General features: G+C 66.5%; 11 protein-coding genes. 3 read left to right on the top strand and 8 right to left on the bottom strand.

All coding sequences use genetic code 11. The features are described from left to right. Together L810_RS04605 and L810_RS04610 are read right to left on the bottom strand one after the other, a co-directional pair. Positions 1-279, bottom strand: a 279-nt coding sequence (locus L810_RS04605; RefSeq protein WP_042973211.1) for a DUF4880 domain-containing protein, incomplete at its 3' end; no start/stop codon positions are given. Positions 280-282: 3 nt separating this feature from the next. Beyond that, positions 283-792: a sigma-70 family RNA polymerase sigma factor gene (locus L810_RS04610; protein WP_021157198.1), complete on the bottom strand. Its 510-nt coding sequence runs from the start codon at positions 790-792 to the stop codon at positions 283-285. Positions 793-1265: 473 nt separating this feature from the next. On the opposite strand from L810_RS04610, the gene L810_RS04615 reads away from it, so the two are divergent. The 3 genes from L810_RS04615 (at position 1266) to L810_RS04620 (ending at position 4078) form a co-directional block, all read left to right on the top strand. Beyond that, on the top strand, positions 1266-2426 hold the full coding sequence (locus tag L810_RS04615) for a porin (protein ID WP_021157199.1): 1161 nt from the start codon (positions 1266-1268) through the stop codon (positions 2424-2426). Next, the gene (locus L810_RS46885; protein ID WP_021157200.1) at positions 2426-2602 is read left to right on the top strand and encodes a hypothetical protein; all 177 of its coding nucleotides are present in this window, start codon (positions 2426-2428) and stop codon (positions 2600-2602) included. Before L810_RS04615 ends, L810_RS46885 begins: the two co-directional genes overlap by 1 nt. A gap of 237 nt (positions 2603-2839) precedes the next feature. Next, positions 2840-4078: a transglycosylase SLT domain-containing protein gene (locus tag L810_RS04620; RefSeq protein ID WP_021157201.1), complete on the top strand. Its 1239-nt coding sequence runs from the start codon at positions 2840-2842 to the stop codon at positions 4076-4078. Positions 4079-4129: 51 nt separating this feature from the next. Here L810_RS04620 and L810_RS04625 read toward each other — a convergent pair whose 3' ends face one another. The 6 genes from L810_RS04625 to L810_RS04650 all read right to left on the bottom strand — a co-directional run bounded on the left by L810_RS04625 (position 4130) and on the right by L810_RS04650 (position 11802). Beyond that, positions 4130-6253 (bottom strand): phospholipase effector Tle1 domain-containing protein, encoded by a 2124-nt coding sequence (locus L810_RS04625; protein ID WP_021157202.1) that lies wholly within the window; start codon positions 6251-6253, stop codon positions 4130-4132. Positions 6254-6258: 5 nt separating this feature from the next. After that, on the bottom strand, positions 6259-6738 hold the full coding sequence (locus tag L810_RS04630; RefSeq protein WP_042973214.1) for a DUF3304 domain-containing protein: 480 nt from the start codon (positions 6736-6738) through the stop codon (positions 6259-6261). Then, on the bottom strand, positions 6735-7121 hold the full coding sequence (locus L810_RS04635) for a DUF805 domain-containing protein (RefSeq protein WP_021157204.1): 387 nt from the start codon (positions 7119-7121) through the stop codon (positions 6735-6737). The genes L810_RS04630 and L810_RS04635 overlap by 4 nt, the downstream gene beginning before the upstream one ends. Continuing rightward, positions 7118-8008 (bottom strand): DUF4123 domain-containing protein, encoded by an 891-nt coding sequence (locus L810_RS04640; protein ID WP_230942167.1) that lies wholly within the window; start codon positions 8006-8008, stop codon positions 7118-7120. The genes L810_RS04635 and L810_RS04640 overlap by 4 nt, the downstream gene beginning before the upstream one ends. A 5-nt stretch (positions 8009-8013) precedes the next feature. Beyond that, positions 8014-10830, bottom strand: coding sequence for a type VI secretion system Vgr family protein (locus tag L810_RS04645; RefSeq protein WP_021157206.1), 2817 nt, complete (start codon positions 10828-10830; stop codon positions 8014-8016). Between the two features lie 69 nt (positions 10831-10899). Beyond that, entirely contained in the window at positions 10900-11802 is a 903-nt protein-coding gene (locus L810_RS04650) for a hypothetical protein (RefSeq protein WP_162175280.1), read from the bottom strand. Positions 11803-11830 lie beyond the last annotated feature (28 nt).

The raw sequence follows: 11830 nt of genomic DNA on the forward strand, positions 1-11830 counted from the left end.
GGCCAGCGCCTTCACGGCCGCGCGGCGGCGGCCCGCGCTCTTCCGATCTAGCGCCGCGTGCGCGGCCTGCGGGTCGAGCCCGGCCGTGAGCCCGCCCAACCTCTGCTGCATCGTTTCGATATGGCGCCATGCCGCGTCGTGCGCCGGATCCTCCGCGCGCCAGCGCGCGAGCGCGGCGTCGAACGCTTCGCCGGTGCGGCCGGCCTGCCGGTCGACCCACCATTCGACCGCGCGACGCGCAACCTGCGGCGGCACCGCCGGCGCTCCCGGGGCGGCCATCGGTCAGGCCGCCATCGCGAAGAAACACTGCGTGCCGGCCTTCACGAGATAACGCTTCACCGTCGCGAGCGACACGCCGAGTTCGCGCGCGATCTCGACCTGCGTGAGCCCGTCGAGTTGCGCAAGCAGGAACGCACGCTTCGCCGCGAGCGGCAGGCCGTCGAGCAGCCGGTCGATTTCGAGCAGCGTCTCGAGCACGACGGCCCGCTCCTCCGGCGACGGCGCATACGCTTCGGGGCGCTGCGCGAGCGCATCGAGATACGCGCGCTCGATCAGTTCGCGCCGCCAGTGGTTGCTCAGCACGCGCTGCGCGACCGTGGTCAGGAACGCGCGCGGCTCGTCGGCGCCGATCGGCTCGTCGCGTGCGAGCAGGCGCATGAAGGTGTCGTGCGCCAGGTCGGCCGCGCGGTGCGCGCAACCGAGCTTCCGGCTCAACCAGCCGCGCAGCCACGCGTGGTGGCCGGTATAGAGGGCGTCGATTTCTCGATGGAGAGACAGCTGGTCAGCAGACATGGCCGGGTTCCGGGGTGCGCAGGCGTCAACGATCTTGTAAATGAGAATGATTATTATATACAAAACTGGGTCGACGACCGGCGTGCCATGCGCGCCGCGACAACACGACAGGAAGGGTGGCGCCGCCGCGATGCCGTCGCCCGACGCGTCGTTAACACATTCATTACACCGCGGCCAAATCGATTCATTAAATAGTTATTTGACGGATCGATAACAATATCCGAACCACCTCGACTCCCCGTCGAATCGGTCGAAATTATCGCGAGATATGCAAGCCGGAATGGCCAAATCGTGAAATGACAATCAATTGATACGTAATTTTCAATAATTCAAATCCCTCGATCGTCGAGACTGGAGCACATCCCTGTCTGCCTCAAGCCACAAAAGAGAATTTCGTTTTTCCGTTTTAATCGCACTCGGTAGTCTCCTGCCATTCCGGATCACGAACACAAGCCAATGCGCAAGGAGATGAAATGAAACGCACGACCCTCTCGCTGATTTCGATCGCGTCATTCGCGGCGATACCCGTCGCGCATGCGCAGTCGAGCGTCACGCTGTATGGCGTGATCGACACGTCGATCACCTACGTGAACCATGCGCAGGGCAAGGACAACGCGTGGATGCTCGGCAACAGCAGCGCGGGCAACCTGGCCGGCAGCCGCTTTGGCGTGAAAGGCACCGAGGATCTCGGCGGCGGGCTGAAGGCGCTGTTCCAGCTCGAGAACGGCTTCGACCCGAGCAACGGCCGGCAGGGCCAGGGCGGCCGCATGTTCGGCCGGCAGGCGTTCGTCGGCCTGACGAGCGACCGCTACGGCACGCTCACGTTCGGCCGCCAGTACGATCCGCTCGTCGATCTCGTGCAGGGCATCACCGCCGACAATTATCTCGGCAGCGTGTTCGCGACGCCCGGCGACGTCGACAACTACGACAACAGCTTCCGCGTCGACAACGCGGTGAAGTACACGTCGGCCGTCTATGCGGGCCTGCAGTTCTCCGCGATGTATTCGTTCGGCGGCATCGCCGGCAGCACCGGCGCCGCGCAATCGTATTCGGCCGCCGTGTCGTACAACAACGGGCCGTTCAGCGTCGCGGGCGGGTACTTCCACGCGACCAACAGCCCCGCGTCGAACACGCTGCGCAACGGCTGGACCAGCTCGTCGGACGGCACCTTCGACGGCCCGATCAACAACGGTTATGCGAGCGCGCACTCGATCGGCATCGCGCGCATCGCGGGCCAGTACGTCGCCGGCCCGTTCACGTTCGGCGTCGGCTACAGCAACGCGCAGTACCGCCGCGATGCGAGCTCGGTATTCAACTCGAACGAGCACTACAACACCGGGCAAGGCTTCGTGAACTACCAGGCGACGAACGCGCTGCTGGTCGGCGTCGGCTACAGCTATACGCGCTCGGGCGGCGACACGTCGGCCACCTATCACCAGGTATCGGCCGGCGCGGACTACAACCTGTCGAAGCGCACCGACGTCTACCTGACCGCCGCGTACCAGCACGCAAGCGGCCGGACCGGCGACGGCAACGGCGGCTCGATGGACGCGCAGGCGTCGATCGGTTCGTACGGCTACGCGGGCACGAGCTCGCAGACGATGGTCAACCTCGGCCTGCGTCACCGCTTCTGATGCAGAACGGCCGGCTGCCCACCGTGCGGCCGGCCGAATCCGCATCGACCGATACGGCGGCACCGGCCGCCGGCGTATTTCCCGATCGCCTTTTCATCGCCCGTTTCACCACGGATATCGGCTGCCTGCCGATTTTCATCCGGTTTGATTCAGCACCGGTTTCCCGGGATGAATGACGCGATGCGTCAGTATTCCGGCGCCGCCATTGCCCCGGCATTCACCGGGAAATCCGGCCATATTTACCGATAATGCTTCGCCGCACGCCGTGATCGGACACGATAAAAAGGCGTGTCGGGCGCATGGGCAAATGCAAAGGAAAGTTTGACGCGAGCCATTTGCCTGCTCGCTATGGCAAACTTCGCGTCTCGCGTAATTTCCTTGCACCGGGCGCCCGGATTCCGCCCCATCCTGCCATGCCGCGTCAGACCACCCGTTCGATCAGCCGAGAAACGCTGAAAATCGCCTCGACGATTGCGCTGTCGTGCGCGCTGCACGGCGTCGCGCGGGCCGATTGCCTCGACGACGCGGCCGCGTTCCAGCACGTGAGCGTCAGCCTGATGCGCGGCATCGCGCAGGTCGAGTCGGGCATGAACCCGAACGCCGTCAACACCAACACGAACGGCACGGTCGACATCGGGCTGATGCAGATCAACAGCACCTGGCTGCCGACGCTCGCGCGCGAAGGCATCACGCGGGAGAGCCTGTTCGATGCGTGCACGAACGCGTATGTCGGCGCGTGGATCCTGTCGCAGAACATCCGCCAGCTCGGCGCCAACTGGAACGCGATCGGCGCGTACAACTCCGCGTCGCCCGACAAGCGCCTCGCGTATGCGCGCAAGGTCTATGATGCAATCCGGACCATGCCGGATTCGCCGGATACTCCCATGCCCATCCTTCCACCGTCCTTTACGCCGCCGCAACAGGCCCAGGCGTACAACCCGTTCGCGAGCCTGAGCGTGTCCGCCCCGCAGCAGGTCACGCGCCCGCGCACGATCTCGTCGGCTCCGCCGCCGGCGCCCCCGCCGGGCGGCCCCGCCGGCCCGGCCGGCACGTACAACTTCGGCTGGACGGTCACCGGGGCCGATCAGGCCAAGCCGACCCAGGTGTTCGACGACGGCGCACGGGTCTACGTGCAGTTCAGCGACATGAAGCACCTGCCGGCGATCTTCACCGAAACGTCGTCGGGCCGCGTGCTGATGTCGTGGGAGCTGCAGTTCCCGTATGCCGTCCTGACGCGTCCCGCGCAAACGTTAATCTTCCAGCTCGGGCCGTTCGAGGCGCGTGCGCAGCGTGGCGGAGCCGGGACGACGGCGCAGGCAACGGCTGCGGCGGGAACGCCGCGTTCGGGCGCGACGGCGGCAACGGCTGCCGCCGCGCCGGCTGCGAAACAGGCGGCAGCGAATGCGTCGACCAGGCGGACCGCATCGTCCGATGCGCTCTGGTACATCGACACGGCGTCGACGTCGGGTTCGGCACCGACCGCGAGTACAGCCAATGCGTCGACGGCATCGCCCCCGTCGACTACGCCGGCGACGTGGCCCACCGCGGTGACGTCGAACACGCCGCCCCCCGTTGCGACGCCTCAGGTGCCGGCCACGACGAAGCCGGCCGCGCGCGTCAGCACCGACGCGCTCTGGTACATCTCGAAGTAACGCACGGGCCGGCCGCGCGTCGGCGGCCGGCGCGGGTCGGCGGCCGGCCGACTATCGAACGACCGTCGTGCCGGACGGTGCGGATACGGTCGACACCAGCGAGTGGTACACGTCCGCGACGCGATCCAGGAAGGACTTGTCGGGCGCGGTCGCGATCTTCTGCATCGCCCGCGTATTCATGTAGTTCTTGATCGACACCAGGTGGCTCCACACGGCCTCGATATCGCTCTCGGCCATGCTGTCGTGTACGTGCTTCACGAACAGCGGATACATCGCTTCGACTTGCGGCAGGCGCTCGCCAGGATTGTTCCACAGCCAGAACAGCGCCTGCGCCTGCGGGTCGGTATTGAACATCGACGCCGGCAACTCGCCGTCGAGCTGCTTCATCGCCTGCTTCCGATCGAACCCGTATCCCGGGCGCGTGCCGTGCTGCTTCTGGTAGTCGATTTCGCGCACCAGCTTCTCGTAACGGCCGTACGCCAGCGGATTCGCCGCGCCACCGAGCCACCCCGGCTTGCGCTGGGTCGCGGCCGTGCGATTCTCGGCCCGGTCGTACCACATGCGCAGCCACTGGATGTACACGACCATGTGGCCCTTGAGCTCGCCCTGGATGTCCTTCGGCAGGTCGGTCACGACGACAGGGCGCGGCGGCGTCCGGTCGGGCACACGGCAACCGTCCGTCATGTCGGGCAGCGGCTTCGGATTGAGAAAATCGAGCGGCCCGGTCGACGGCCTGGGCGCCGCCGACGGATAGCCGATGCCTGCACCCAGCGGCGACAGCGGCGGAATCTCGCGCGTCGTCGCCACGAGCTTCTTGACGGTCACCCGGTAGTCGAGCTGGAAGGCCTGGACCTCCTGCGGCGCGACGATCTGCTGATACAGTGCGCCGTCCTCGTTCGCCAGCGCGGTCAGGCTCGGCATTGGAATGCCCGCGCCGTATGCGCGGTGGTACATCATCTCCAGCGGCACGCGCGCAAGCTTGTCGGAAATGCCGTCCTCGCCTTCGATCGCGCCGCCGCCCACGTCCACCTGCGCGCCGGGAAAGAGGCGCTCCTGCCGCCTGCCGCGCATGTCGGCCGGATCGACGCCGAGCATCGTCAACGGCTTGTACACGCGCAGTTCATGCGCGGCCGCGTAGTGCACGCATTTCTCGATGTCCGGCGACAAGATCAGATCCGACGACACCGCGTTGCTCAACGGAATGTAGCCCGTCAGCAGGTTGTCGTCGAAACGGTTCGTCACGCAGTCGAACAGGCCCATGAACTTGATCTTGACCGCCACACCGTCGTACTTCCCGCCTTTGCAGGTTTCCTCGAGCAACCGTTTGGCAAAGGCCAGCGCGAGGCCGCCGCCCATGTCGTAACCGAAGATCGCGACATGAATCTTGTTGATCGTGCCCGCCTGCTTCGCGCCCGCCACGGCCGCCTTGAAATCTTCGTCCGCCGCCTTCAGGCGCGTATCGACGCCGGTATTGAACAGCGCGGCGCCGAGCTTCGTGTCGCGCGAGAGCTGGAACGACTCGGCCAGCGCGCCGAGCGTTTCCTTGCCGACCTCCTTCAGGACCGTCTTCGGAATCCGGTACGGATACTTGACGACATCGCGCCAGAACCCTCGCCATTCGCGCTTCAGGTAACGCAACGCGCGGTTCTTTTCCGCACCCGGCCGCGCGACCGCTCGCTCGAGCCGCTTCCGTGCGTCGCCCACGCCTTCCTTCGCCTTGTCGAACACCGTGCCGACCGTGTCGCCGACGCGGCCGCTCAGCGTGGAATTTCCCTTCCTGCCGCTCTGCTTCCACGCGTCCTCGACCGTCTTCATGCCCTTCTCCTTGGCCTTGTCGACGGTCATCTCCTTGAGCTTGTCGCCGGCCTTTTCGCCGGCGGTGTCGAGCGCCTTGTCCTTCAACACCTGCCGAAGCACGCCGGCTTCCGGGTCGAAATCGGCGCCGAGCCCCGGGTAGTAGAAGCGCCGCATGTTCTTGTTCTTCTTGTCGTATGCGGCATTGAACAGCTTCAGGATGTTGGTTCGTGGTCCTTCCTTGTCGCCGAAACCGAATCCGTCGAAATAGAAGCTGACCCACAGCATGTGCTCGCATGCGGGGCACATCTGCTCGGCTTCCGCCTTGACGCGATCCGTCTCCGCGCTTGCGGCATCCTTCTTCAGGTTGATTTCGGCCATGGCGCTCACTTCTCCTGGGTCGGCTTGAGCTCGGGTGCGTTCATGTCGTCGACCCACTGCAGCTCGGCGGTACCGTTCTTGCGGAAATACACGCGCAGATAGCGCGACGTCGGCGATTCCGGCTGCGGAATGGTCACGTCGATCGTCTTGCGCTCCGGCTGGATGCCGCGCTGAATGTCGGCCAGCGGTTGCGCGAATTCCCAGTACAGCTTCACCTTCTGCCCCGGCGTCACCTTGCAGCCACACGCGAAGCCGCCGCCGCCGCCGAATGCCTCGCCGTCCTCGCGCGCCGCCGGATTGCCGAAGCACCCGGACTTGTGCTCGTTGTCGAGCCAGAATTCGTGCAGCTTACGGCCGTACTCGTTGTATCCGGTGACGCACACGTTATGCGGCTCCGCCGACACGTCGACGCCGTGCTTGCTGCATGCGGCGAGCACACCGAGCCCGACCAGCGCCAAAACGTGCATCCCTGCCCTGAATTTCATCGATACCCTCGCAAACTTGCGTCGTTGTTGCCTTCACCGCGCGACGGCGGATCGAACCGGTTATGTACGTCGTCGCCACGGATGAACCCGTTCATCGCGATCGCGACGAACGCGCCGACGACGGGAATTGCATGGACGAGCGTCCACCACCCGGACTTGCCGATGTCGTGCCAGCGCCGCACCGACACCGCGACCAGCAGCCAGATCATCACGATCGCGAATGCCCATCCGGCAAGGTCGACGATCGTCTGCGCACGCTGCGCGGCGGGCAGATCGGCGAGCGCGTCGAACACCGAACCGGCGACCAGCAACGGCACCGTCACGCTCCACCATTGCATGCGCCCGGCCCGGCCGCGCAACGAAAACAGCGCGGGCACGTTCATCGCTGCGCCTCCTGTTCCGTCGCGGCATTCGCTGCCTCGCCGTGCTCGAGCAGGCGATCCAGCAATGCGTCGCACAACGCGTCGTGATCGTGCCGATGCGCGGCGATGCACTCGGCGACACTCGCATCGTCGAGCCGCACGTGGCCGACCATCGCGAGCGTCGCGCCAATCCGGTAGGCGAGCCTGTCGTCGTTCAGCCCCTGTGCATCCAGCATGCCGAACAGTGTGAGCATGCGCGCGTATGTGTCGAACGGATCCGCGTCGGCCGGGATCCGGCCGTTGCGCCGCAACTCGGCCAGCACGGCGTCCGGCCGGCTGTCGCGGCGCAATGCGTCGAGCTCGCGGGCGTCCACGCGCGCGTAGAAGATCCGCTCGTGCCGGCGCGGATGCCGCACCGTACCGACGGTTCCATCGCGACACACCCAGGTCCACGACACGCACGGCGACAACAGCGCCTGATAGCGCGACCCGGACAGTGCGCCGGCCAGCGTCTGGAACACCGCCGCATCGTAGAACCGCAGCAGGCCGTCGCGATCGTCGGGCAACGTCACGCGCGTCCGGATACCAAGTTTCGGCGCGAGTTCGTCGAGCGGATAGATGCTGACCAGCGACAGAAACGCGAACGGCCGCCGCGCGAACTGCCGTTCGAGCAACGCCGGCACGTGCGGCGCACGATAGTCGCACACCAGCGCGCAGACTTCCGGGTTGCTCGCTTCCGGCTGACCGGCGAGCAGGTTGTGAACCTGCCCTTGCGCGATCAGCTCGCGCCACGGCGCCGCGTTGATCGGCAGTTGCGAAGCATCGGCCAGCAGATAGCGATGGGTATCCGGAAACGCCGTGTGCTCCGCGGCGGCCGTCGTTTCCCAGGTCTGAAGCAGCGTTGTCATCGGCGTCACCCGCGCGTGGCGATCGCTTCGTGGCGATGCGCGAGATCCCGCATGCATTCGACGCACGCGGGCTTGTTCATCGACGGCAACTGCACGTTCGCGGAACGCGGCCCGGCCAGCGTGTGCTGGGCCGCATGAAACGTCGCCTTGCCGGGCGCGCCGATCACGATGTCGTTGCCTTCCATCTTCAGGAACGCGTTGGCGGCCGTCAGCAGCAGCCGCTTCGGCGACTGCAGCGCGACACTCGCCTGCGCGCTCGACACCGTCACCGCGCGCTGCGCATTGGCGTCGAGCGTCCCGGCGTTCTGCGCCTGCACGGTGACGGCGCCCGTCGCCGCGTGCAGCGCGATGCCGACGGCCGGCACCGGGCGGCTGCCGCCCGAGGTGCCGTGCGTGTACAGCGCGATGCCTTCCTTCGCGACGATGCTCGACTTGCCGTGGACCGTAACCTGCACGTCGCGTCCTGCGCTCAGCGCGGTTTGCGTGCCCGACGCCCACACGTGGCTTCGCGCGGTCATCGCGACGACGCCGGCCTCGCCGTGCGCGACGAGATGCGGATGCTGCCACGCCACCGCACCGCCTCCGCCGGCGCCGCCCGCGCCGTTGCCTTCGCGCGTCGCGCCGATCGACGCCTCGCTCTGCTGCAGCCCGTCGATCGCCGCGAGCGGTGACGCGGCGCTCGCGCCGGCACTCGCGACACCGGGCTGCGCCGTGCTCACACCCGGCTCCGCCCCCTGCTTGCGCGCGAAATCCGCGAGCCCCTGCAGCATCTCGCGTTGCTGCGCGAGCACCTGGCTCGCCGTGCTCGCGTCCATCTGGTTCACGCCCGGCGCCGTGCTGATCAGCAGGCCGGCACCGGCGCGCAGCGCAGCGGCCGCCTGCGTCGACAATTCGGCGCCGTAGCCGCGATCGGCCAGACGCCGGTTGTCCTGCACCTGCTTGATGTGGCCGAGCGTCAGGCCACTGCCGTGATCGGTCGTGTAAAGGCGCGCACTCGACTGGCCCGCCGTATCGTCGAGCATGAATTGCCGCGAGCCGCCCGCACCGGTCTGGCTCGCGCTCATGTCCTGCGTCTTGAAGCCGGTCAGCACGGCCGCATGGTCGTTGCCGGCAAACCAGGCCGCCGCATTGGCCGTGCTGCCGCTCGGGCCGCCCGCGAGCGCATTGTGCTGCGCGTCGGCGTTGCCCCGCCCGTTGTACAGCGCGGCGACCGCAACCGGCCGGTCCGGCTGGCCTTCCAGCCACTCGGTCCAGACTTCCTGGCCGACGCGCGGTACGCTCACGCCGCCCCAGTTGTCGCCGCCGACCGGTGTCACCATGCGCGTCCAGGTGCCGGCGCCACGATCGGCCGGCGCATTCGCCGCGCGCGGATGCGCTTCGCGACTCGCGGAATTCTGCCCACGCTGCGCGTGATGCTGGATCCGGATCCGGTGGTCGCGTTCGGTGTGAACCGGATCGCCCGCGCCGACCACGACGGTTGTCTGTGCGCCCGGCATCACCGCGACCGGATGCACGCGCGCACCGTGCCCGTTCGACGCCAGCGGCCGATAGGCCTGGTCGAACGGCAACGCGGCGAAGCGGTTCCGGTACACCTCGTTGCCGTCCACGAGCGCGCCGCCAGCGTGCGTCGTGGCGTCGATTGCCGCATGCAGCGCCTGCGCGCCGCCGTATCCGACTGCCTCGCCGGGTGCGGCGTCGGGCATCGACGGAATCTCGCCCAGTCGCTGCGCGATCGCACCGTGCACGTCGGCGCCCACATTCGCACGCGCGTCGTGCTCGACACGCAGGCACACGAACGTGCGCGATGCATCGAGCGACGGATGCTGCGACATCGCGAAGTGCAGCCCCGGCCGCAGATCACGACGCGTACCGCTGCCTTCGGCCTGCAGCGCCGCCACGCGCTGCGCGTCGAGTTGCTGCTGTGCGCGCTGTTCGCCGATCCCGGTGGTCTGGAACGCGTACGGGCCGGCGACGTCGCGATCCTCGCCCGGCACGACCGCGCCGTTCGCGCGCACGCCGGATGGACGAGTCGACAGGCTTCGATGATCCCAGCTGGCGCGCGCGACGCTGCCGATGCGCCAGCGGCGCGCGTTCAGGAAGTGCCGGATGCCGCCGCGCGGATCGCCGTCGCTCGTCTGGTGAAACCCGACGACCTCGGGTTCAGCCGGGTCGAAACGCTGGTTCGTATCGGCGAGAACGAGCGTGTGCTTGCCGAGGTTCGTCGACTGCGCGTCGCCCTCGTGTTCGAACCAGTAGAAGATGCCCTCTTCCGCCCACAGACGTTCGAGAAACGCGAAGTCCGATTCGCCGGCCTGTGCGGTCAGGCTGCGGCTCGCATATCGCGCAGGATCGGCGAGCGCCCAGCGCCAGGCCGGCGCGACCGCGCCACGCGCGTAGTGCGAGAAAACCTGTTCACTGATCTCGACCACGCTCGCGTTCACGAAGTTGTAGCTGTCGACGCGCTGCTGCAGCAGCGCGAGCCACGGTTCGACGACGAGCTGCGCGCGCGCGAGCCCGCCGTTGTAGCCGACGAGCTCCGCGGCCATCACATGGCCGTGGAACGGGCGCCGTGCGTCCTGCCCGTCGGCGGCCTGCCATTCGATCAGGATCGGCGCACCGATCAGCTTGTCGAGCGGCACGTCGGGACGCTCGGTCAGCGCGGTGACCTGGAACCGGAAGCCGCCGTGATCGAGCGACTCCCATCCGTGCAGGCTCTCGGCGACGAGCTTGTCCGCGCCGAGCGGCGTGGTCAGCCACAGAAACCGGTCGTGCTGCGACCAGCCGCGGAAGAACGCCTGGATGAGGTCAGATTGGGTCGACATGATGGGTGGGTTCGGGGTTCGCGGGGGGTGGTACGTTCAGTTCCTGGAGTCGAAGCATCGGGTTACGCATTACCGTTCGGTCAAATCGACGTCGGACAGTTTGTCCATCCGTATGAATGCTTTGCCTTTCATTTCCGAGGGCGACTGGATGTTGACATTCGCTTCGCCAGACATCCGGTAGGTGCCCCCGCGGATCTGTTGCCGCGATGCGCCCGGATCGAACGTCAACGCATCGTGCGGCACGACGAATTCGACCTTCACCGACTGCCCCGGTTTGACCGAAATCACCGACGCATAGGCGCGGGAAGCGGCACTCAGGTACTTCTCGACCAGTGCGACCTGGAAGCGCGCGCCAGCGTCGTTGCGCGCGCTGGTCAGAAAGTATTGCCCGTTCAGGAGCGCGCGCCGCGGCAACCACTTCTCCGGGCCATCGATGACCACTTCCTGCGTCCCGTCGTTCCCGAACACGACATCGACCACCAGATTCCCCGCTTCGGAACGCGCGGCGAACGTCGGGTGCAGATTGATTTCCGGCGTGCCGTGATCCAGCAGATCCTGCGCAAGTTCGTAAAGAAACGACAGCTTTCCGTTGATCTCGTCGCCGGATCGATATTGAAGCTGCCCCTGGTAATGCGTTCCATTCCGATCGAACGAATATGCGAGGACCGATCCGACATTCCGGCCCGGAACCGAAGCGATCTCGTTATTGGCCAGAATCCGCTGCATCTGCTCGATTTCCGGCCGGTAACGATCGTTCAGTTCTCCCGTGTATTTTCCGACTCCCACATACTTCGCCGGCGGCATGAGATCAAGATCCAGCCCATGCGAATAGTAGGCGACACGATTGCCGTCAAACGTGAAACCCAATGGAGGCGCAGGCTTGATCTGCCCCGGGCTGCTCCGGATTTCGAAATGACCATGCTCGTCGCACGCAGACGCCATGTCCGTCGCGCAGGGAAGCAATGCCACCAACACCAGGATTCGTATAACGCGCATCACG

It is taken from the genome of Burkholderia sp. AU4i, from assembly GCF_000466765.1.
Lineage (GTDB): Bacteria > Pseudomonadota > Gammaproteobacteria > Burkholderiales > Burkholderiaceae > Burkholderia > Burkholderia cepacia.

Bases quoted from the DNA above. Each gene is read 5' to 3' on its own strand.
- L810_RS04610 (WP_021157198.1), bottom strand. From the start codon at position 792: ATGTCTGCTGACCAGCTGTCTCTCCATCGAGAAATCGACGCCCTCTAT.
- L810_RS04615 (WP_021157199.1), top strand. From the start codon at position 1,266: ATGAAACGCACGACCCTCTCGCTGATTTCGATCGCGTCATTCGCGGCG.
- L810_RS46885 (WP_021157200.1), top strand. From the start codon at position 2,426: ATGCAGAACGGCCGGCTGCCCACCGTGCGGCCGGCCGAATCCGCATCG.
- L810_RS04620 (WP_021157201.1), top strand. From the start codon at position 2,840: ATGCCGCGTCAGACCACCCGTTCGATCAGCCGAGAAACGCTGAAAATC.
- L810_RS04625 (WP_021157202.1), bottom strand. From the start codon at position 6,253: ATGGCCGAAATCAACCTGAAGAAGGATGCCGCAAGCGCGGAGACGGAT.
- L810_RS04630 (WP_042973214.1), bottom strand. From the start codon at position 6,738: ATGAAATTCAGGGCAGGGATGCACGTTTTGGCGCTGGTCGGGCTCGGT.
- L810_RS04635 (WP_021157204.1), bottom strand. From the start codon at position 7,121: ATGAACGTGCCCGCGCTGTTTTCGTTGCGCGGCCGGGCCGGGCGCATG.
- L810_RS04640 (WP_230942167.1), bottom strand. From the start codon at position 8,008: ATGACAACGCTGCTTCAGACCTGGGAAACGACGGCCGCCGCGGAGCAC.
- L810_RS04645 (WP_021157206.1), bottom strand. From the start codon at position 10,830: ATGTCGACCCAATCTGACCTCATCCAGGCGTTCTTCCGCGGCTGGTCG.